We start from the raw sequence: 18828 nt of genomic DNA on the forward strand, positions 1-18828 counted from the left end.
TCTAGGACTTTTTTCTTTTCTCCAGCAAATCTCTGTTCTCAATTGGGTTTTCATCCCCTTTTAAGGAATTTTCAATCTTTTCAATATAGTCTAGGGAATCGTCCAAATAGAATAACAACTCCGGCACACGGCGCAGTTGGTTACGGGTACGTTGCGCCAGTTCGTGTTTTATAAGGGGTTGGTTAGATTTAATTCCTTCCAGAAGTTCCTGTGCTTGGGTATTCGGAAAAATACTGATGTACACCTTAGCGATAGACAGGTCCGTGGTAACCACAACCTTAGAAACGGAGATCAAGGTGCCCTTTAATCCACCATCAATGGCCGCCTTCTGTAGAATATCTACGATATCCTTTTGGATTACTCCCCCTATCTTTCGCTGTCTTTGCGTTTCCATAGGGCAAAAGTACGTAGAATTATGTGTAATTTAGGTGTTTATAGTCTAGGTAAATAGCGAATCGTTGAAGAAAATAGAACATTTAGGAATTGCGGTAAAGGACTTGGCGGCCTCTAACCAGTTGTTTGAAAAATTACTCGGTGTGGGCCCCTATAAGGAAGAAGAAGTAGCTTCGGAAGGCGTACGCACTTCTTTTTTTAAGAACGGACCAAATAAAATAGAGCTTTTGGAGGCAATGACCGAGGATGGGCCTATAGCAAAATTCTTGGCGAAAAAGGGCGAAGGGGTGCACCACGTTGCTTTTGCAGTAGAAGATATCAAGGCAGAAATTAAGCGGCTTAAGAAAGAAGGTTTTACTATTTTGAACGAAACCCCAAAGCGGGGAGCAGATAATAAATGGGTGGCATTTGTACATCCTAAAACCACCAATGGGGTACTGGTAGAATTATGTCAAGAAATAGGGAAGTAGGTGTTATTTTGCTTGTGCCGATTAAAAATAAATGGTAATATTGCAACCGCAAATTGCGGGTCCTATAGCTCAGCTGGTTAGAGCACCTGACTCATAATCAGGGGGTCCATGGTTCGAGCCCATGTGGGACCACAGGAATAGTAAAAAAGTCTTAGTGAAAGCTAGGACTTTTTTTGTGGAACAAACTTTAGGCGAGAAGCCTGTCCTGAGCAAAGCGAACTAACCAGTGTGGAGGTATTTTCCAAAAAATGGGGATAGGTTCGTTTTTATTCGAAGAAGTAGTACTTGTACTATATTAAAACCTATCGTGCATTTTGGATAATTGACGTTTTAAATTGTCAGTTCGAGTGCTGTATTTTTCAATTTTTCATTGTAAAATACAGTGTATCGAGAACCTTGTTGGTCCAAAAGCTGTTCTCGATACATTTTTTCTCCAATACATTTCGAAAAAACACTCGAACTGACATCCATTTTTATTAATCAAATCAAAATGCACAACGGGTTATTAAAGTATTTACAGATTTACGTAAATCCGTAATCGTAACTTTCAATAGCTTTGTGTTCCACTGAATGTTCATATATGTTACGAAAAATACTAGTTCTTATTACGCTTCTTATTTCAATTGGAAGTTTTTCACAGCAGAAAGATTTTAGTCTTATTTCTTGGAACATTAAAGATTTTGGGAAGACTAAGAACAGTGAAGAATTAGAGCGAATAGCTGAAATAGTTAGGGTCGCTGATGTTGTGGCCATTCAGGAAGTGGTTGCAGGTTATGGAGGTGCGCAGGCGGTCGCAAAATTAGCGGATATCCTAAATCGGAAAGGAGCGCAATGGGATTATGTGGTGAGCGATCCCACCAACAGTTCCAAATATGTTACCGAACGTTACGCGGTTGTCTGGAAAACCACATACCTAAAAATTAAGAATAGGGGTAGGTTGATTATGGAACTAGATAAGGCGGTGGACAGGGAACCTTTTACAATTGACTTCTATATGAGGGATAAAAAATGGACCCTTGTCAATTTTCACTCCAGACCCTATAACAAAAATCCTGAGGCAGAGATTAAGGCTTTAACCACGTACATTACGAATACGGAACCCACACCCCTAATACTGGCTGGTGATTTTAATGTTGATGAGGCCAAACCTGTGTTTGATACTTTTAAGACTAAAGGGTTTAACGCTGCGGTAAGCAACCAAAGAACGACACTTAAGAAATCCTGTGATGGTTTTGAATACCGCAATCACCCTATTGACAACATTTTTTATTCTTCCCATTTTACCAAAACCGAAAGTGGGATATTAGATTTTGTACGGGTCTGTGACAACCTTGAAAAAGCCAGAAAATTATCTGACCATTTACCGGTTTATTTGAGGTTTGAGTTGGAATAATAACTAGCCACACTCGCAGCCCTCACCAACTACCCATCTGCAACAAGGGTCTGCTTGGCAAGGTGATTTATTTTTGTTTGAGCAGCCGCAATTTGAAGTTGTAGCACAGTTTTTTACACTATTACCTGGCTCTTCACATGCAATTCCGTCATTGTCGGCATCCAAATCATTTCTACATTCAGGGTCAGCATCGTAGGCATTTTGGGCAGCACTTTGGGAGGTGTAATTGGCACAATTCGTATCCCTACACTCTTGTGAGTCAATTTCTTCCACTTTTCCACTTTCTATACTTTCACAGGAAATGGGGATACTAATTAACAAAAGCGAAAATAAAACAACTAAACACCCACTATTCTTAGCTTTTGAAAAAATCTTCCGATAGCTCAAGCCAGGAATACCCGTTTTTACAGAATATCCTTTAGAGCTAAGACTTCCTTTTTTTGTTCTAAAGCTAGGCGCAATACCAGATTTACTAATATTAATCCCCAATCCTTTACCGAACTTAATTCTTTTATTAAATCTAAACGCCATAAATGTTATTTCTATTAGATGAAATCTGCAATGACTTTTTCCATATGAGATGGTAAATCTGCACTTTTGATTTTGTATTTTTTTACTCCCATTTTGGTGAGCCATTCACGCCAATAAGTTTCTAGGATTTCTTGGGCATAAGGATTTTTTAAGTTTTGGCTTTGAACACCAATAATCAAAACCTCCAAATTTTCTAATCCGCTTGTGGCGGCAATAAAACCTAAATTTCGATTTACAATTTCTTGATACCAGTTAGGGTTATTTAATTTAAGTTGAGTCAATAATCTAGGAGTCAAATATGAGGTCTGGTTTTCCTCTTCTCGCAAGTTCGCTTCATGGTATATATAGCCGTCGGTTAGTATAACTAGCACGTTCCTTCTACACTCTTCAATACAATAATCCTTTACATGGTTCTTAAAAAACCCCCAAGTGTCCGACCCTGGATATCCTTTCTTTTTTGATGCATTTCTAGCTAGCTCGTATATTTGTGAAGGGACGTTGCTATATCCTTCTAAGGTCATGGGTATCCATTTGGTTTTAGAAACACCTTTCACATAACTGACCTTTAATTCATTTGCAAGCTCGTTGATTTTAGTATTAACTGGGGCTGGTTCAAAGAACACTTCTATTTTATCGTATAACAGGCCCAGTTTCTTTTTGCGGATATGATTATTGAATTCTTTGGCCAAGGATAGAATATATGAAGAATCTTTAGCCTGTTGGCGAGGCAAATCTATTCTATCCGAAAGGTCCAACAGGATACTGATATTTAGATTATCATCCTTGCGTTTAAGTAAAAACGGCTCACATTCTGGAACAATTACCTTAACTTCTGTTTTTGTCATATCGTTTAAAACTTCGCTCTGATTTTTTAATGTTTTATCTGACCGACAGCCACTGAAAACGAATAATGCGCAACCAGTTACAAGTATTATTTTTTTCATTTCAAAGGGTTTTAGTGAATACGGTATTATGGTAATCTTCTCGAACTCCTACTTTCTCCAGATGAAGTTTATTTATAGTCAAACATTCTGAAATTAAATTGTCATTTTCAGACCTCGAAATCATAAGTTTCTCATTAATGAAGGTTAGCCAGCCTTGTAAATATTCTGAAGCATATAATTTGTATTCTTTTGTAGGGATTATGGTGCCGTCAACAATACGTTGAAGTTCATTAATCCTACCCTTTGCTTTTGATATTTTTTCTTTAATCTCACGTATCAAAGTTTTGACTTCATCAATTTTAGACTTATTATCATGAATTTGTTCTTTGTGAATTATGATTTGCTCGTTCCGTTTACGAATAGCATTTTTAATCTTATCTTTTTCTTTATGTTCTTCCATTACGAAATCAAAAATGAAACCCCATATCAAATAGGCAATAAACCCTAGAAAAATTATGAGCCAAAATTCTTGACTCTCTATTGCCTCAGCGAAACCGAATTTTGCATTTTCATCACTTACATTAAGCTCCCATAGTTTCTTTTCAACAAAAAATGCGAGTAGTATATCAAAAACTAAAGTCGCTATAATAATTGCGGTTAGTTTAAAATAGGAAGCTAATTTTTTCTTTTGGTAGAACATGTGGATTAAATAGCCTAGGCCTATAAAAATAAATGGAGCAAAGACAACCGTCGCCAAGGCCTGAAAACCATCTTCCCAGGCTCTAAAAATGGCATCGGGTACATACCAGCGCTGATCTTCATAAGTAAACTGTTTTTCCATTGCGGAATAGACGACCGATGAGTAAAACATAAAAAGGTATACCGTAATTGGGGCTAAGACTATCAATCCTATCCAAAATTTGGCAGAAGCACCCTTTTTGGCCGGCACTCCGTATAAGTGTGGATTTTGAGGGAGGTCGGTAATTTCAAATTTTAATTCTTTAATGGCACTCTCTATGTCATGGTTTTTATCTTCATTCTGTTTTATTTTTTCGTTTGCATTATCTATTGCTACTTGAAACCCCTTTATCTCCGATTCTTTTTCTAACTGTTCTTGGGAATATGGTTTTTTAAGTTCATCTTGCTTATGAAGTAATTCTTTTTCCTCGTTTTCAAATTTTGCGTATATGGCTTCCAAGCAAATAGAAAGTGTTTGTGAATTCCCCATATTTCTTGAGCTATCGCGATAACCTGCTTCATGATAGGTGCGCTTTCTCACATCCTCTGATGGTTGTTCATCGGTAACCTTTAGTATTGTTTCTTTTGGTTTTAACTGTATTAAATTCTTTAATCCCATGGTCAGTCGTTTAACTCTTTTATGATTGCTTCTTTGGTTTTATTGTTCTGTGCCGCTTTAATGAGGTATTGCGCTAAGGGGTCAATATTTTTATCCAAAAACCCAAAATGCTTAATGTATTTCTTTAAAGCGAAAAGTTCATCTTCGGTTACGACCTCGTCGGCCCAAATCATTGCAGCAAAATCATACAAAAAGCCTATTTTTTCATTGATATTTTCAGGGATAAGATTACTGGCATCTACTGGATTGAGTAAAATGTCATCTAAGTGTTCTTTTGATATACCTCTTTCTTCCGCAAATTCATATAGCATTTTTAGTTCAAGTGCGCTGAATTCCCCATCTGCAAGTGCTATCTGATATAACCTCAAGAAATGACTTTTGATTATTGTTGGTATTTGTATATTATTCATGGTTGTATTGATTTATATAATTCTATCACGTTCGTATGTTTTCACCTCTTGTTCAACTAACAAAGGTTTTGCCTTTTTGGGTCGGTCAAGGATAATTTCAATTAGGAAAAGAATCCCTGAAGCAATGTCTATTGGAACCCATGGTACTTTCGTGTAAAAATGAATGGGAACTATTGGGTTAAACAATATCAATATCGCTCCAAAAAGAACTACCCAATACCCATTTGCGATATTCTTAAGAATAACTAGAATGGCTCCAATAGATACTATCACACGTAATACCGAATAATATTTTAATGGGTTTGGCAACACAGCTATGAACAATAGAAGTGCACAGCAAATGGACACAAACTGCATAAGCTTTACTGTTATTTTTTTATTTATTCTTAAGAATTTCATTTTTGATTTTTTTTGCCTTAAACACTTCGTTTCGAGCGGAAATCAATAGTTTACCTTCTTTATCATTTATAATATAGTAGCCTGGTCTGCAGTGTTTATATCGGTAGCGTAGTGCTTTCAGGCCTTGTCGCAGTCCGTCTTCTTTTGTGATGTCAAACACAAAGTGAGAACAGTTTTTTTTAAAAAGGCATTTGTTTCTTTTTTTAGGGGGAATTAAAAGCCAATAGCCCTTGATAAGCCATAAGAGTACTATGCTCATCTTTTTTGAAAAACGACCATTTGTTTATTAGTCGTATGACCTGGGGTCGCTCCCAAACCAAAACAACCGCTTTCACCAGAAACATAGGCTGAAATGACTTCGACTCGTATAAACTTCCAGCCTTGAACATCGTAATGATTTATAAATTTTTCAAGATAATCGGATGCATCTTTAGTGGAAGATGCCTTTAAATCTAAGTTTGGTTCTAACGGTACTACCTTGTATTTCATTTTCAGTTGATTTTTGGTTCTGCATCAAACCTAAACCCATTCAAAGACAATTCCTTACAGATATCTGTAAGGAAGAATTGAACCGCAAATATTAGTGCTGATTCTCCAACTATCAAGCTTTGTTACCATGTTATAAATCGAAGAGTTTTGTTCGCTATTCTTCAAAAAAGAACTCATGCAATTCAATTAAACTATTGCGCTTTATCTGCACTAAATCTTTGGTGTCTTTCAAAAAAATACCCAAAGAGCGCTCGTTGTAAATAAACTTCATTTCATTGGAATAATCGGCAACCACATACATATCGCCAGATAGTTTGTAAAAGGGAATTTCCATTCTGCTATTCACCTTTACTCCTTTATTAACAATTTTGCCGTTCATTAGGGTTTCTTCCACACTTTGGTTTACCCATTCCCCTGAGGCTACTCTTACATAGGCCACCATCATTTTTGTCCACTCAGGTTGGTCTATTAAAAACCATTTTATCTTATTAAAGTCTATTCCATACTCATTAATCCAGCCATGACTGGTAAACCCCAATAACACTTGTTTTTTGCCATCTAATTCTGGATTGTCCATTGGCTCAAACTCTTGAATTTTAAAAGTAATTACTGAAGCGGAAGACATATCTTTTAACTTTTTCCCATTAAAATCTAAGGTCTTTAGGGAAAAGCTTGTCATTTCAGGGTTATTGGCTAGTAGATATTCTGTGGCAGTCAGCTCAGCACGTTCTTTCATTTGTTCAACTGCCGCTATTCCGGCACCAATAGCGGCTAATGCCCCGACTGCACCAGCAACTACTGCGCCGTCATTTTGCGCCTTTATTACATTAGGAACTAAAAACAAGAATAGTACAAGCGTTAAGAAAGCTTTTTTCATTTTAGAGTATAGTTAATGGTTAGTGTTTAGTGTTATTTTAAACAGGTGCAAACCCACCTTATTTGGTAGTATGGTCTTTGAAATTACTTGATTCGGGATTATCTATTTTCAATAATAATCAACCGTTTTTAATATTTGTTCTTCGAACTCATATATGGAGTCTATGGAATCAATAGGATGTCTTGTTTCTTCTTTGTACTGGTTAATGATACCGAGGTATTTAGTACTTGCATTCAAATGCAATCGACAAAGAGGTTTACGGTTGTTATCGTCCAAAAGAATTCCGAAATACGATTGTGTATCTCTGTGAACAATGCGGTTAACCGCTAGTTTTCTTCTTAAAATGGCCACAATGATTCGGAAACCTTCCAGTTCTTCTTCGGTAGTTTCAATTTTATTTACTTCCTCAGGTTCTTGCGCCTCTTCTTGTTGTTGTTCCGCCTCCTTGTTCAAGGCCGAGTTTAAACGGTCGTTTACCTTGTCACTAATGGTCTGTGTAAAGGCCTTACTCACCAAATCGGTAAATTCCCCCATCACCTTTTCGGTAAGACGGCCTGAATACACATTACCTGCGAACAATTTCACAAAATCCGGTGTTGGATGTTGTAATTGTTCCGCTATCTGCTTTTTAATTTCTTTAGTATATTTTAGAGCACTGGCATTGTCCACTATCTTTTCAATATCAAAATTGGATTTGTGGAATTTGGTGATTTCATGTACCGTATTTTCTTTTAAGTGGGTCATGTCAAACTCCAAAAAAGGTTTTTCGTCCATTTTATTGGTAGCGTCCAAATCTGTATAGAAGCGGTATTGTATGCCGTTGGTCAATAAGGCAAATCGGGTTTTAGTGGAATGAAAATAACGGAACAATTGCGAGTTATGGGCATCGAGCTTTTGTTTCCAATTTTTACATTCGATGATGATAATGGGCTGGCCGTTCTGGAAAATGGCATAATCTACCTTTTCGCCTTTTTTAAGGCCAATATCGGCCGTAAACTCAGGTACTACTTCGGTAGGGTTAAATGTATCGTAACCCAACAGATTTATAAACGGTAGCACAAAGGCATGTTTGGTAGATTCTTCGGTATCTATCTTGTCTTTAAGCTTTACGATTTTTTCGGCCAGGGCTTTTAATTGTGGTTGGAGTTGCATTTTGATTTGATTTTTTATTATCTACCACAACAGGAACAAGCATTACTGTCCAATGGTCCGACACTTTCACTTAAAGCTTTTATAATTATTTTTTTACCATCTATGCCCGTATTGTCCAATCGTTGGATGTGTTTTTTCAAAATTGCTTTTTCCTCTAAAGAAAGCTTAGAGTAACCTTTAAGTACATCAAGTATTTTTTTGTTCATTTTTTTGAGATTTTATGCATTTTTTAAAATTTACCGCAAACATGACAGTCACTAGACTTCATAGAATTTGGTATTTCTTTACAACCAATACATTTTCTTTGAAATTCCCTTAGACCATATCTCATGCCTTTTCTTAATTCCTTTTCTGAAATATTATACTTAGTATTTTGTTGACTTCTACTCTTAAACCTCGTGTTTAGAACTTCAAACTTTTGATCCAATTCGGAATAATCTTCTGGAGGTAAATTCCCTAATTTTCTGAATTCATCAGAAAGTAAAGACAAGTCTTGAGAAGCTTCATATGAATAAGCTAATACATCATCCCATTTATAAACAACCGCAAAAACAGAAAAAATAAGTTGAAAAATTGTTAGAGGGATAGCTAGTGTTATAATAAGTTTTAATGTGTTCGAGTCTAAATCATATCCCATTGCAGTTGCTCCAACTGTTATTGGAACCACTATTCCAAAAACTTTTAAAAGATTTGTGTTAAAACTATTTTTTTTTGCTTTTTTATCAAAAATATAGGACAGCGCAAATGAATGAAGAGCATTATTCCAACACTCCAGTCTTAACTTATTATACTTTTCTTTTTGTGTTTCAACATGTTCAGTATTACTTACCATAACAAATCATCAATTAGATATTAAAACTTAATGCTTCGTATCTTTTGAAGATTTTGGGTCGTTACCTGGGAATACTGTATCGGAATCACGAATTTTACCGTTTAGACCATGAATTCGGACTTCTCCTCCGCCGGAATTAGCTGACAATTCTTTTGCTCTTTTCTCAGCCTCCTTTTGAGTTTCAGCATAGCCACTTACTTTTTCACCGCCTTCTTTTTGAATTCTCCATTTGTTTTTATTCTTATCTTTTGAAATATGATAATTAGCCATTTTTTTGTTTTAGAATTAATAACACCCCAAACCTAAACCCATTAAAAGACAATCCCTTACAGATATCCGTAAGGGAGGTAAGTTTTTTATTTCGTGGTGTTAGCGACGGAATAGGAAAGTTTAAATCCTACCTTCCTTTGCCAGTTTAAATAGGAGATTGGTGGTATTCTTGGCTTCGAACTCATCATAAAGCCTGCTTATTCTCTTATCGATGGTGCTTTCACTATTAGGGGTCCTATTTTCCTTTTTAAATTTATCGGAGACTTCTTTTTTGGTAAGGCCCTTAGCGAGTTCCTTTAAGATGGCCCGGTCAAAATCGTCTAGCTCCACAATATTACTCGCAGCGGTTAAATTAAGTTGCGGGGAGACATAGGTTCTGTTATGGTACACTTCTTTGATAGCGTTGATCAGTTCTAGCATTCCTTTACGTCCCTTGCTTACATAACCATTAATTTTCTGCTCCTTAAAGAGTGTGTTAATGTGCAGGGGATTGTTTTCCATGGAGTGGACAATAATCTTTAAGTTGGGCTGCAATGCTCTTGCTGCTTTAATAAGCTCGCTGCCAGAAGTTAATTTTCTCGGCACATGGTCTTCTTCAAAAAACAGATCTGTAATCAACAATTCATAGGGAGCGTTATTTTTTAGAGCTACTTTTAAACGGGTAAACGCTTTATCGCAGTACAACTCGTTTTGTAAATCTTCAATAGCTAATTTTTCACGCAAGGCTTCGGCGATACCTTGGTTTTCTCCTTGAAAATCCTCTGCTAAGATTATTTTTTTGAACATGGTGCGCTTTATTGTTTAGGAACCCGGATTTCTGCACGAAATCCTTTGCCTTCTTCGGAATCAAAAATAATGCTTCCGCCCAAAGCATTAATACGCTTTTCTGTATTCCGCAGGCCATTTTTTCGTAATAAAGCTTCTTTAGAGGCTCCCACCCCGTCATCTTCGTAATAGATAAAGAGCGCTTTGTTTTGGTCTTTGAACAAAATTACGCTCTGTGCCGCCTTACTGTGCCTTGCCATATTAATGACTAATTCCTGCAGTACCTTAAAAAGTATGGTTTTGGTTTGTTGCCCCACCGAAGACCAATCTAGTTCCTTACCACCGTCAAAAACCATTTCAATTTCAGCAGGTTTGGCATATTCCAAAGTGCTTTTAAGGCTTTTCCAATAGTTAGGCCCCGTATCTACGGTATTGATTTCACGAGAGAAATTTCGAATCTGATTATAGACTAATTCTAGTTTATCCAGAATTGTGGATTTATCTACATCGCGCTGCACCATTAACATCACCTGGTTTAGTATACCACCGTGGTCATCGTGCAACTTTCGCGAGAGTTCTGCTTCCGTATCATTGATGGCCGCCAGTTTTTCCGTTTTACTTTTTTGTTTTAATCGTTTGGTACGTTGTCTAAACCCATAGAAAGAAAGCCCTAAAACCGTGGTAATAAAGACAAAGCCTCCTAAGTATATGATTTTTTGGTCGCGTTGTTGAATGGCTTCCAGTTCTTTTTCGGCATTTTCTTTTTCCAAACGTGCGTTTTCTTCTTGAGTTACCTTATCGTCGTATTTGTACTTAGCGAACTGAGTTTTAACCTTTAGCTCCTGTTCGTAAAGACTATCCTGTAAAAACACATATCGGTCGCGTAAGACAATGTTCTTAGGCTTAAGTTTCATTAAGAATTTGAGAGCGTCTTTTTCTGCTCGTGGTATTTTTAGAGTTCTGGAAAGTTGAATAACAGAATCAAAATACGACCTTGCTCTGTTTGGGTTGGTTTTACTATAGAATTCTCCCAGATGGGTATAGCTGGCGATTTGGCCTCTTTGATCGTTCTTTTGTTTTCGTAGTTGTAAAGGAGCTTGAAAGTCTTTTTCTTCTATTTTTTTACCGGATAGCCATTTGGCATAGGCCAGATTATCGAGTACTCTGGCGTATTCTTTTTGATTAGTTACAGGTATTGGAATACTAGATATAGAATCCAATAGACTTATAGCCATTTTTAATTGTTGATTATCAATATAAGTTGCTGCTAAGTTATTTTGATAAATAAACTTGTCACTTGATGAATCAGTCATATTAATAGCTTTAGCATAATATGCTAAGGCATCTTCAAAATTCAAAAGTTTTCTATGATTCGTAGCTAAAAGATTATAACATTGAACAATATGAGTAATGTCATTATTCAAGTTTAAATAGTTCAGTGCTTCTGTTAGGGTCTCTTTGCTTCCAAAAAAATCATTTTGGTCTTTTTGAATGGTTCCCATATTCAATAGGCTTCTACCCACCCAACTGCTATCCAATTCTTTAAGGAAATATCTTTTCGATAGATTATAATTTAAAAATGCGCTATCTTTTCTTTTGATAACCTTGTCATAATAGTAAGCCATTAAATAATATTGCGTTGCAGCATAAAAAACGTTTTCATTATTTATCGCATTATTTATTAGTTTTTTATGATAAATTTTGAGGCTGTCATACTTGCCCAAATCAAAAAGAATTAAATTTTTCTGATACTCTAATTGTTCATTAATAGGTTGCCATTCAAATTTACTTGATATGTGTATTGCCTTGTTGATTGCCTTAAGCCTTTTTCCTTCTGTAAGATTTAAATTTTGAGACTTAAGAAAATAAAAGCTCGTACTATCATTCAAATTTTTAGAATCAAAGCGATTTTTCTTTTCTATCTCACAAGAAAACAAGGTTACAATTAGAACAATAAATAGGGTTTTTCTCAAAAAATTCAATTAAATAGAGCTGTGCTATAGTTAATATGCACAGCTCAAGTTAAATAAATAATTTAGACTAGCTAGTTCATTTCGCAGGCGGCGGGGGTGGTGGTGGGGGATTTCCGTCATCTCCTTCTGTAGCTTGAATATTCAACAATTCATCCGCTTCAGCTAGGGATTCCGTGGTACACGAAATCATCATGGTATTAAGAACTAGTGCCATTACGGCTATAAAAACTTTTTTCATCTTTTTAAATTTTTGGACATACCTGTGGCTGTCCGAGTTATTACTCAGTGACTTTTGCGATGCTTCATCGCCTTAAAATGTGAAGAGACGTCTCCCTTTTTTGGAAAGAGGAAATCTTATGCGGCAGCGTTCAGCTACTTTCCAATTGGCCAAATACTGGCCGCATTATAGATTTCCGTAAGAATGATTTTTCTAGAAATACTATGTTAGCAATGCACAGCGGTAATCATTCCTGTGAACAAATTTATTTGAGGTAAAATGTTATTTTTATAAGTGATTCCAAGAATTCCAATAGTTCCCGAGAATTCCATAGAAATTCCAAAAATTCCAACCAAACATGGGAATAAAGACAAGTCAGAGTTATCAAAAAGAGGTTTTAGAGAAGTATAAAAGCGAAAAGGGTCGCGAAATGAGTTTCTATTTGGCACAACCTACACCAAGTCAAATTAGAGAAGCGTGTTTAGTCCTATTAGAAAAAAGAAAATCAAAAAACGACCAGAAAATTCTTAATCGTTTCTTTCAATTTCGCAATGAGGAAGATAGAATAAAGGAAATACAAAACTTTGATGGAGATAAATTCAAACCAATTGTCAATTTTTTAAAAGGTGGAGTCAAAAAAACACATGTAAAGAACATAGAACTTATTAGTTGGTTGATTGATTTTCAACCAAGACCATTACAGGAATATTTAAAGTCTGATAGTTCAATTTCGGAAGAAGAACCAGAGAAGCTTGAAATTTTTGATGAGCCCAATGATGAGAAAGAAAAGAAGAAACAAGAGGAAAAAAAAAGAAGATTTGAGAAGCTCAATAGAAAGGAAGAAGAGAAGGAAAAACGAACTAAGCGTTGGCGAAATATTATAATTTCTATCGGCGTAGCGTTTGGAATTACAATGCTAATTTTAGGAGTTCAAAGATGGTCTTCATATTTTCCAAAAAACAATTCTGGTGATTTTGGCTGTATGACTTGGGCTGATTCGCTTTATGTAGTAGTGTCGTGCGATAAAAGTCCATTATCTAAATACGGAACTCAAGTAAAACCATTGGATAAGAGAGAATTAAAAAATATGCGAAGAGTAGAGGTAACAGCGGCTTATGATTTTTTTACAGTTACAGGCAAACCTCGGATTTGGTATTATAAAAATGATGAGGACCTTTACGAGTACTTCACCGCCCCTGGTCTACATCCCATAAACGGAGAAACACTAAAAAAAATAACCCCATATATTATTCATAAATATGTGCCTGTACATACCAATAAAAAGAGCTCTTTTGCTCAATAATCATGTACAAAGCTATTTATAGAAGCAATATTAATCGTAAAGAGTGGAAGTTGTTAGGACAACTTCAGAGAGGGCATATAGCCCTTTCGCAAAATGACTCTTTATTTAGAACTGGCAACACTCGTATTCATATCCTCTAGTGATTTGGATACGATCGTAGCGACCTCATTAGATATTTCACCTGAATATTCCATGAATACGAATAGGGTAATGAGTAGGCCTACAACAACGATAATATCGTTCCAAATTCCTGAGTCAAGTACGTTCTCTTTTGATTTCATGATCACTAAAGGGTTGGTTTCTAGCGGAAAAGTAACTAAAAAAATAGAAATTAACAATTTTTTAAGAAAAGAACTGTTTCAAGAATCGGTCTATTGAAAGAGAATCAATAGGGCACCAAGCGCCGTAAGCACTAAAATCATTTTTCTGAAGAAGGCTTCCTTGATCAATTTTATAATACGGATACCTACAAAAAAACCGATAAAGATACCTGGTAACAGCTTTAAGTTCAAGACTAATGTTTCTTCCGAAATGGTGTCCCAAACAAAAATATGAAAGGGGAGTTTAACAATATTGATGATTAGAAACAACCAAGCCGCCGTGCCTATAAAGTGATTTTTAGGCAGGCGCATGGCCAGAAAATAAATATTGGAAAATGCGCCGGCAAGATTGCCCACCATAGTGGTAATCCCCGCGATGATTCCTATGGAACTGGAAAACGCCCAATGTTTAGGTACGGTTTTCACCTTTTTCCTATCCCACCAGTACATCATGAATACGGTAATGATGATGATGATGGCCATACCAATTTTAAACAAGGATTCGGGCAGGTCCTTCCCCACATAAACTCCGATAAGAACTCCCAAAATCATCCATGGCAATACTTTAAAGACATAGTTCCATTGGGTGTGCCTGTTGTAGTAGATGACGGCAAAAATATCCGCCAAAACAAGTAGCGGCACTACCAATCCCGTAGATTCCTTTGCCCCGAAGGCCAAGGCCATAAAAGTAACGTTGATCACTGCAATTCCCTTAATCCCCGCTTTGGATAGTCCTATCACAAAAGCCGCTGCTGTTGCTAGAATCCATGAGGTTAGTGAAATTTCCATAGTCGTTGGTATAGGCCCGCCAGACGTTTAGCGAACAATGTGCAAAAGTATCTCAAATTATTTTATCTTTAAACGTTAACCAACAACCGACTTATGGAATTAAGCACACTAGACTATAGTTTTATCATAGTCTTCTTCACCGTAGTATTAGGAATAGGAATTTATGTCTCTAAAAAGTCGGGGAAAAACTCATCGGAGTTTTTTCTTTCTGGCCGTACCATGCCTTGGTGGCTTTTGGGACTTTCCATGGTGGCTACTACATTTTCTACGGATACGCCCAATCTGGTAACCGATTTGGTACGGACTACAGGAGTCTCGGGAAACTGGGGCTGGTGGTGTTTTCTCCTCACGGGAATGTTAACGGTCTTCGTTTATGCCAAGCTCTGGCGTAAGTCCGATGTAAAGACCGATTTGGAATTTTACGAACTCCGCTACGGAGGAAAGCCGGCTAGTTTTTTAAGAAAGTTCAGGGCCGTTTATCTGGGCGTTCTGTTCAATGTTATTACTATGTCCGCCGTTACCTTGGCAGCTATAAAGATCGGGGGTATTATGCTTGGTCTGGAACCTTGGCAGACCGTTGTGGGAGCCGGTTTAATTACGGTGGTATTTAGCGCCCTAGGAGGGTTTAAAGGAGTGGTATATACCGATTTCTTATTGTTCTTTGTAGCCATGGCAGGAGCTATTGGCGCTGCAATTTATTTGGTGAATATCCCAGAGGTAGGAGGATTACAGGCAATAATCGATAACGATTTGGTAAAGTCTAAAATGGATATTCTACCGGATTTTAGTGATAAAAAAGCACTGATTACTATTTTGGTCATTCCGTTGGCCGTACAGTGGTGGAGCTCTTGGTACCCTGGCGGTGAGCCTGGCGGTGGTGGCTACATTGCACAACGAATGTTGGCTGCAAAAGATGAGAACCATGCTATAGGTGCCACATTCTTTTTTAATATTATGCACTACGCTTTACGGCCTTGGCCATGGATTTTGGTAGCCTTGGCCTCGTTGGTGGTGTATCCGGATATTGCGAGTATTTCGGAAGCATTCCCCAATGTGCCAGCAGATAAACTGGGGCATGATTTGGCCTATTCCGCCATGCTGACAAAATTACCAAGCGGACTTTTAGGCGTGGTGTTGGCCTCTTTGATCGCCGCCTATATGAGTACCATTTCCACCCAATTGAACTGGGGCTCTTCATATCTGGTTTTCGATTTCTACAAGCAACAGGTAAATCCCGATGCCACGGAGAAGCAGATGGTTAATTTTGGTAGGTTATCTACCGTATTGTTGATGGTCTTAAGTGCACTTTTGGCCTTGGCCATGCAAAATGCCATGGGCGTATTCAACCTATTGTTATCCTTCGGTGCCGGAACGGGTTTAATTTTTATATTACGTTGGTTCTGGTGGCGGATCAATGCTTGGAGTGAGATTTCTGCGATGTTCGCCTCCGGAATTTTATCCATCTTAATAGCGACGACTTCGTTAAAAGAGCTACTTTTTGGAGCGGAGAACGGACTGTTGCCCGACTGGAGCGAGCTTCCGTTCATTATGGTCGTGACCACCATAATTTGGTTAATTGCAACCTTCGTGACGCAACCGGAATCGGACGAGGTGCTCCGTAGTTTTTACAGGAAGATACAACCGGGCGGGCCAGGTTGGTCTAAAGTGGTCAGCGAGGCAAAGGCGGATAATGTTGAGGTAATTACCACCAATGAAAAATGGAGTGTTCCTTCGGGAATCGTGGCGATGCTATTAGGCGTAGCTCTTATTTATTCCTTGATGTTCGCTACAGGATATTGGATTTATGGAAGAACCACTTCTGCAATGGTATTGAGCGTTGTAGCTTTGGTATCGGGTCTTTTATTGATAAAGGCTTGGGGTAAAATGAAGAACAATATTCTATAATCCTAATGAATCCGTAAGATGAAAGATAGAATCCTTTCCGTTGATATTTTTAGAGGCGCCACGATTATCTTAATGGTGCTGGTGAATACGCCGGGCACCTGGTCTAATGTGTATGCGCCTTTCTTACATGCAAAATGGCATGGTTACACCCCAACGGACTTGGTTTTTCCGTTCTTTTTGTTCATCGTAGGAACGTCCATCGTGTTCTCGTACAAGAACAAGAAAATTGATGGAGGAGTCTATAAGAAAATTACTATTAGGACATTGAAACTTATCGGTTTGGGTCTTTTTCTGGGTGCTTTTCTAATAAGCTTTCCTTTTATAAAGGATTGGGCGGACATTCGCTTTCCCGGGGTTTTGCAACGTATCGGCGTCGTTTTCTTTTTCGCGGCCATACTCTTTATAAATTGTAACTGGAAAACCCTGATCGGAATAACCGTGGCAATGCTTATTGGGTATTGGTTGTTGATGACCTTGGTGCCTGTGAACGGAATTGAATCTACGCTGGATAGGGCACCTAATAATTTGGCCAATTGGTTGGATGTAAAAGTGTTTGGAACACATAATTACAAGGCAGATTATGATCCAGAAGGATTATTGAGTACCATACCTTCTATTGCCAGTGCATTACTGGGAATTTTCACCGGCCTAATACTCACTTCCAAACAAGAGAAAAAAGCAACGCTTTTAATGGGAATAGGCGGTAGCTTGCTCATTATCGGACATCTCTGGGATATCATATTCCCTATCAATAAAGCCTTATGGACCAGCAGTTTTGTGCTGGTTACCGCTGGATGGGCCAATTTGGTACTGGCTTTAATTTATTACCTGACGGATATAAAAAAGCTAAAGTTCGGGAGCATATTCAGATATGCGGGAGCCAATGCCATTGTAGTGTATTTTCTATCGAGTTTTATCGCTAAAATCATGGGTCAGATAAAAGTGGGCGATACGTCATTGCACGGCTGGCTTTTTCAAAATATATATGTACACGATTTCATATCGATGGAATTTTCTTCGCTCCTATACGGATTATCGGTCGTTGCTTTTTACTGCTTTCTGGCATATTTCTTGTACCGGAAGAAGATATTCATAAAGGTATGATGGTAAAAACAAGATTTTCCCCACCGGTTATTGTATTTCTTTTTTTAACATCGCTGAGCGGCATACATACCGTCACTTCTCAAGAAGATTATCAAGAAGGCTATGTGATTACCCTTAAAAATGACACCTTGTACGGCACTGTGAGCGACCGTAAGCTTGGACCCTTTGGCGGAATACACGAGAAGGTAAAGCTGAAAGGGAAAGGATTGAAAAAGCGTTTTGCCCCAAAGAAAATTAGAGGGTACCGCAAAGGGGGCACTACTTATAGGACAATGTTTTTGGACGGGGAATATGAATTTATGCGCGTAGAAACGGAAGGTCAGGTTTCACATTACGTATATGAACTTCAAGAACAGGGCGAAGAAATGATTATTGACGTAGATTACTTTGCAAAAGGAAATAGCTCCGATCTGGTGCGGGTGACCCAGGGTATATTTGGTATTAAACGCAAACGAATGATTGCGTTTTTTAGCGACTGCCCACCGTTAGTAGAAAAAATTAAAAATAAGGAGTTTAAATATGCTTTTGAACTGGTAGCTTTTTATAACGAATGGAAGAAAAACCCAAAAACGTCTTAGGAACGGACTTATGTTCTTGTTGCTTTGAACCCAAAACAGGCTTTTATAGAGATGGTTTCTGTAAAACGGGAGCCGAGGATTATGGTACCCATGTGGTCTGTGCGGTTATCACGGATGCGTTCCTATCCTTTACAAAATCGAAAGGAAACGATTTATCCACTCCTATACCCCAATGGTCTTTCCCGGGATTAAAGGCCGGGGATAAGTGGTGTCTCTGTATTATGCGCTGGTTGGAAGCAGAAAAAGCGGGGAAGGCACCAAAAATTGTTTTGGAAGCAACCCATGAAAAAGCCCTAGAGTATACATCGATAGCTGTCTTAAAGCAATATCAAGCCTAAAAGGCACCTAGACCACCTTTATCTTTGTGGGAATAGACAGTTTTTAACAGATTTTTAATGCTGCAAGTGCCGTCCCACA

The 18828-nt window shown here is 37.7% G+C and carries 25 protein-coding genes and 1 tRNA gene; 8 read left to right on the forward strand and 18 right to left on the reverse strand.

Annotation, left to right across the window (positions count from 1 at the left end):
* Position 1 precedes the first annotated feature (1 nt).
* Positions 2–394 carry a 30S ribosome-binding factor RbfA gene (gene rbfA / locus EJ994_RS13525; protein ID WP_126592969.1) on the reverse strand — a complete coding sequence of 131 codons (393 nt, stop codon included), beginning with the start codon at positions 392–394 and terminating at the stop codon, positions 2–4.
* A 64-nt stretch (positions 395–458) separates the two neighbouring features.
* Between rbfA and mce the strand changes: the two genes are divergently transcribed.
* From mce to EJ994_RS13540, 3 genes are all read left to right on the forward strand, one after another.
* Positions 459–863: a methylmalonyl-CoA epimerase gene (gene mce, locus EJ994_RS13530; protein WP_126592970.1), complete on the forward strand. Its 405-nt coding sequence runs from the start codon at positions 459–461 to the stop codon at positions 861–863.
* 58 nt (positions 864–921) lie between these two features.
* Positions 922–995 (forward strand) — tRNA-Ile (locus EJ994_RS13535).
* 448 nt (positions 996–1443) lie between these two features.
* Positions 1444–2256, forward strand: coding sequence for an endonuclease/exonuclease/phosphatase family protein (locus EJ994_RS13540; RefSeq protein WP_126592971.1), 813 nt, complete (start codon positions 1444–1446; stop codon positions 2254–2256).
* Between the two features lie 3 nt (positions 2257–2259).
* Here EJ994_RS13540 and EJ994_RS13545 read toward each other — a convergent pair whose 3' ends face one another.
* From EJ994_RS13545 to EJ994_RS17460, 15 genes are all read right to left on the reverse strand, one after another.
* Entirely contained in the window at positions 2260–2787 is a 528-nt protein-coding gene (locus EJ994_RS13545; protein ID WP_164721470.1) for a DUF4236 domain-containing protein, read from the reverse strand.
* Between the two features lie 14 nt (positions 2788–2801).
* Positions 2802–3731: a hypothetical protein gene (locus EJ994_RS13550; protein WP_126592973.1), complete on the reverse strand. Its 930-nt coding sequence runs from the start codon at positions 3729–3731 to the stop codon at positions 2802–2804.
* Position 3732: 1 nt separating this feature from the next.
* A complete protein-coding gene (locus tag EJ994_RS13555) occupies positions 3733–5028 on the reverse strand; it encodes a beta-carotene 15,15'-monooxygenase (RefSeq protein ID WP_126592974.1) in 1296 nt (431 codons plus the stop codon).
* 2 nt (positions 5029–5030) lie between these two features.
* Positions 5031–5438, reverse strand: coding sequence for a hypothetical protein (locus EJ994_RS13560; protein WP_126592975.1), 408 nt, complete (start codon positions 5436–5438; stop codon positions 5031–5033).
* Positions 5439–5450: 12 nt separating this feature from the next.
* A complete protein-coding gene (locus EJ994_RS13565) occupies positions 5451–5837 on the reverse strand; it encodes a DUF6804 family protein (RefSeq protein WP_126592976.1) in 387 nt (128 codons plus the stop codon).
* Positions 5815–6096: a membrane protein insertion efficiency factor YidD gene (gene yidD / locus EJ994_RS17785; protein WP_126592977.1), complete on the reverse strand. Its 282-nt coding sequence runs from the start codon at positions 6094–6096 to the stop codon at positions 5815–5817. The genes EJ994_RS13565 and yidD overlap by 23 nt, the downstream gene beginning before the upstream one ends.
* Positions 6093–6326 carry a hypothetical protein gene (locus EJ994_RS13575; RefSeq protein ID WP_126592978.1) on the reverse strand — a complete coding sequence of 78 codons (234 nt, stop codon included), beginning with the start codon at positions 6324–6326 and terminating at the stop codon, positions 6093–6095. The genes yidD and EJ994_RS13575 overlap by 4 nt, the downstream gene beginning before the upstream one ends.
* 154 nt (positions 6327–6480) lie before the next feature.
* Positions 6481–7203, reverse strand: coding sequence for a hypothetical protein (locus EJ994_RS13580; protein ID WP_126592979.1), 723 nt, complete (start codon positions 7201–7203; stop codon positions 6481–6483).
* A gap of 108 nt (positions 7204–7311) precedes the next feature.
* Entirely contained in the window at positions 7312–8355 is a 1044-nt protein-coding gene (locus tag EJ994_RS13585; RefSeq protein ID WP_126592980.1) for a type I restriction endonuclease, read from the reverse strand.
* Between the two features lie 17 nt (positions 8356–8372).
* Entirely contained in the window at positions 8373–8561 is a 189-nt protein-coding gene (locus EJ994_RS13590) for a hypothetical protein (protein WP_126592981.1), read from the reverse strand.
* Between the two features lie 23 nt (positions 8562–8584).
* Positions 8585–9187 carry a mobilome CxxCx(11)CxxC protein gene (locus tag EJ994_RS13595; RefSeq protein WP_126592982.1) on the reverse strand — a complete coding sequence of 201 codons (603 nt, stop codon included), beginning with the start codon at positions 9185–9187 and terminating at the stop codon, positions 8585–8587.
* A gap of 27 nt (positions 9188–9214) precedes the next feature.
* Entirely contained in the window at positions 9215–9457 is a 243-nt protein-coding gene (locus tag EJ994_RS13600; protein ID WP_126592983.1) for a DUF2188 domain-containing protein, read from the reverse strand.
* A 120-nt stretch (positions 9458–9577) separates the two neighbouring features.
* Positions 9578–10243, reverse strand: a complete 666-nt coding sequence (locus EJ994_RS13605; RefSeq protein WP_126592984.1) for a response regulator transcription factor — start codon at positions 10241–10243, stop codon at positions 9578–9580.
* Positions 10244–10251: 8 nt separating this feature from the next.
* The gene (locus tag EJ994_RS13610) at positions 10252–12195 is read right to left on the reverse strand and encodes a hypothetical protein (RefSeq protein WP_126592985.1); all 1944 of its coding nucleotides are present in this window, start codon (positions 12193–12195) and stop codon (positions 10252–10254) included.
* A gap of 76 nt (positions 12196–12271) precedes the next feature.
* Positions 12272–12433, reverse strand: coding sequence for a hypothetical protein (locus tag EJ994_RS17460; RefSeq protein ID WP_164721406.1), 162 nt, complete (start codon positions 12431–12433; stop codon positions 12272–12274).
* Positions 12434–12770: 337 nt separating this feature from the next.
* Here EJ994_RS17460 and EJ994_RS13615 point away from each other — a divergent pair, with 337 nt between their 5' ends.
* Positions 12771–13715, forward strand: coding sequence for a hypothetical protein (locus tag EJ994_RS13615; protein ID WP_126592986.1), 945 nt, complete (start codon positions 12771–12773; stop codon positions 13713–13715).
* A gap of 101 nt (positions 13716–13816) precedes the next feature.
* Here EJ994_RS13615 and EJ994_RS13620 read toward each other — a convergent pair whose 3' ends face one another.
* Positions 13817–13996, reverse strand: coding sequence for a hypothetical protein (locus EJ994_RS13620; protein WP_099572191.1), 180 nt, complete (start codon positions 13994–13996; stop codon positions 13817–13819).
* Positions 13997–14086: 90 nt separating this feature from the next.
* Positions 14087–14824, reverse strand: a complete 738-nt coding sequence (locus tag EJ994_RS13625) for a sulfite exporter TauE/SafE family protein (protein WP_099572190.1) — start codon at positions 14822–14824, stop codon at positions 14087–14089.
* Positions 14825–14917: 93 nt separating this feature from the next.
* On the opposite strand from EJ994_RS13625, the gene EJ994_RS13630 reads away from it, so the two are divergent.
* The 4 genes from EJ994_RS13630 to EJ994_RS13645 are packed head-to-tail and all read left to right on the forward strand — an operon-like array spanning position 14918 to position 18749.
* Complete coding sequence (locus tag EJ994_RS13630) at positions 14918–16729, forward strand: sodium:solute symporter family protein (RefSeq protein WP_126592987.1); 1812 nt, start codon at positions 14918–14920, stop codon at positions 16727–16729.
* A gap of 18 nt (positions 16730–16747) precedes the next feature.
* Positions 16748–17833, forward strand: a complete 1086-nt coding sequence (locus tag EJ994_RS13635) for an acyltransferase family protein (protein ID WP_126592988.1) — start codon at positions 16748–16750, stop codon at positions 17831–17833.
* Complete coding sequence (locus EJ994_RS13640) at positions 17830–18411, forward strand: hypothetical protein (RefSeq protein ID WP_126592989.1); 582 nt, start codon at positions 17830–17832, stop codon at positions 18409–18411. Before EJ994_RS13635 ends, EJ994_RS13640 begins: the two co-directional genes overlap by 4 nt.
* Positions 18384–18749 (forward strand): DUF2237 family protein, encoded by a 366-nt coding sequence (locus tag EJ994_RS13645; protein ID WP_126592990.1) that lies wholly within the window; start codon positions 18384–18386, stop codon positions 18747–18749. The genes EJ994_RS13640 and EJ994_RS13645 overlap by 28 nt, the downstream gene beginning before the upstream one ends.
* The last annotated feature ends 79 nt before the right edge of the window (positions 18750–18828 follow it).

It is taken from the genome of Maribacter sp. MJ134 (genome assembly GCF_003970695.1).
Taxonomy (GTDB): Bacteria; Bacteroidota; Bacteroidia; order Flavobacteriales; family Flavobacteriaceae; genus Maribacter.

What these genes read in the sequence shown, in the direction of transcription:
- EJ994_RS13635 (WP_126592988.1), top strand. Translation starts at nt 16,748, where the DNA reads ATGAAAGATAGAATCCTTTCCGTTGATATTTTTAGAGGCGCCACGATT.
- EJ994_RS13550 (WP_126592973.1), bottom strand. Translation starts at nt 3,731, where the DNA reads ATGAAAAAAATAATACTTGTAACTGGTTGCGCATTATTCGTTTTCAGT.
- EJ994_RS13640 (WP_126592989.1), top strand. Translation starts at nt 17,830, where the DNA reads ATGATGGTAAAAACAAGATTTTCCCCACCGGTTATTGTATTTCTTTTT.
- EJ994_RS13630 (WP_126592987.1), top strand. Translation starts at nt 14,918, where the DNA reads ATGGAATTAAGCACACTAGACTATAGTTTTATCATAGTCTTCTTCACC.
- EJ994_RS13625 (WP_099572190.1), bottom strand. Translation starts at nt 14,824, where the DNA reads ATGGAAATTTCACTAACCTCATGGATTCTAGCAACAGCAGCGGCTTTT.
- yidD (WP_126592977.1), bottom strand. Translation starts at nt 6,096, where the DNA reads ATGAGCATAGTACTCTTATGGCTTATCAAGGGCTATTGGCTTTTAATT.
- EJ994_RS13605 (WP_126592984.1), bottom strand. Translation starts at nt 10,243, where the DNA reads ATGTTCAAAAAAATAATCTTAGCAGAGGATTTTCAAGGAGAAAACCAA.
- EJ994_RS13565 (WP_126592976.1), bottom strand. Translation starts at nt 5,837, where the DNA reads ATGAAATTCTTAAGAATAAATAAAAAAATAACAGTAAAGCTTATGCAG.
- EJ994_RS13595 (WP_126592982.1), bottom strand. Translation starts at nt 9,187, where the DNA reads ATGGTAAGTAATACTGAACATGTTGAAACACAAAAAGAAAAGTATAAT.
- EJ994_RS13620 (WP_099572191.1), bottom strand. Translation starts at nt 13,996, where the DNA reads ATGAAATCAAAAGAGAACGTACTTGACTCAGGAATTTGGAACGATATT.
- EJ994_RS13590 (WP_126592981.1), bottom strand. Translation starts at nt 8,561, where the DNA reads ATGAACAAAAAAATACTTGATGTACTTAAAGGTTACTCTAAGCTTTCT.
- EJ994_RS13580 (WP_126592979.1), bottom strand. Translation starts at nt 7,203, where the DNA reads ATGAAAAAAGCTTTCTTAACGCTTGTACTATTCTTGTTTTTAGTTCCT.
- rbfA (WP_126592969.1), bottom strand. Translation starts at nt 394, where the DNA reads ATGGAAACGCAAAGACAGCGAAAGATAGGGGGAGTAATCCAAAAGGAT.
- EJ994_RS13560 (WP_126592975.1), bottom strand. Translation starts at nt 5,438, where the DNA reads ATGAATAATATACAAATACCAACAATAATCAAAAGTCATTTCTTGAGG.
- EJ994_RS13585 (WP_126592980.1), bottom strand. Translation starts at nt 8,355, where the DNA reads ATGCAACTCCAACCACAATTAAAAGCCCTGGCCGAAAAAATCGTAAAG.
- EJ994_RS13645 (WP_126592990.1), top strand. Translation starts at nt 18,384, where the DNA reads ATGGAAGAAAAACCCAAAAACGTCTTAGGAACGGACTTATGTTCTTGT.
- EJ994_RS13545 (WP_164721470.1), bottom strand. Translation starts at nt 2,787, where the DNA reads ATGGCGTTTAGATTTAATAAAAGAATTAAGTTCGGTAAAGGATTGGGG.
- EJ994_RS13600 (WP_126592983.1), bottom strand. Translation starts at nt 9,457, where the DNA reads ATGGCTAATTATCATATTTCAAAAGATAAGAATAAAAACAAATGGAGA.
- EJ994_RS17460 (WP_164721406.1), bottom strand. Translation starts at nt 12,433, where the DNA reads ATGAAAAAAGTTTTTATAGCCGTAATGGCACTAGTTCTTAATACCATG.
- EJ994_RS13540 (WP_126592971.1), top strand. Translation starts at nt 1,444, where the DNA reads ATGTTACGAAAAATACTAGTTCTTATTACGCTTCTTATTTCAATTGGA.
- EJ994_RS13615 (WP_126592986.1), top strand. Translation starts at nt 12,771, where the DNA reads ATGGGAATAAAGACAAGTCAGAGTTATCAAAAAGAGGTTTTAGAGAAG.
- EJ994_RS13555 (WP_126592974.1), bottom strand. Translation starts at nt 5,028, where the DNA reads ATGGGATTAAAGAATTTAATACAGTTAAAACCAAAAGAAACAATACTA.
- EJ994_RS13575 (WP_126592978.1), bottom strand. Translation starts at nt 6,326, where the DNA reads ATGAAATACAAGGTAGTACCGTTAGAACCAAACTTAGATTTAAAGGCA.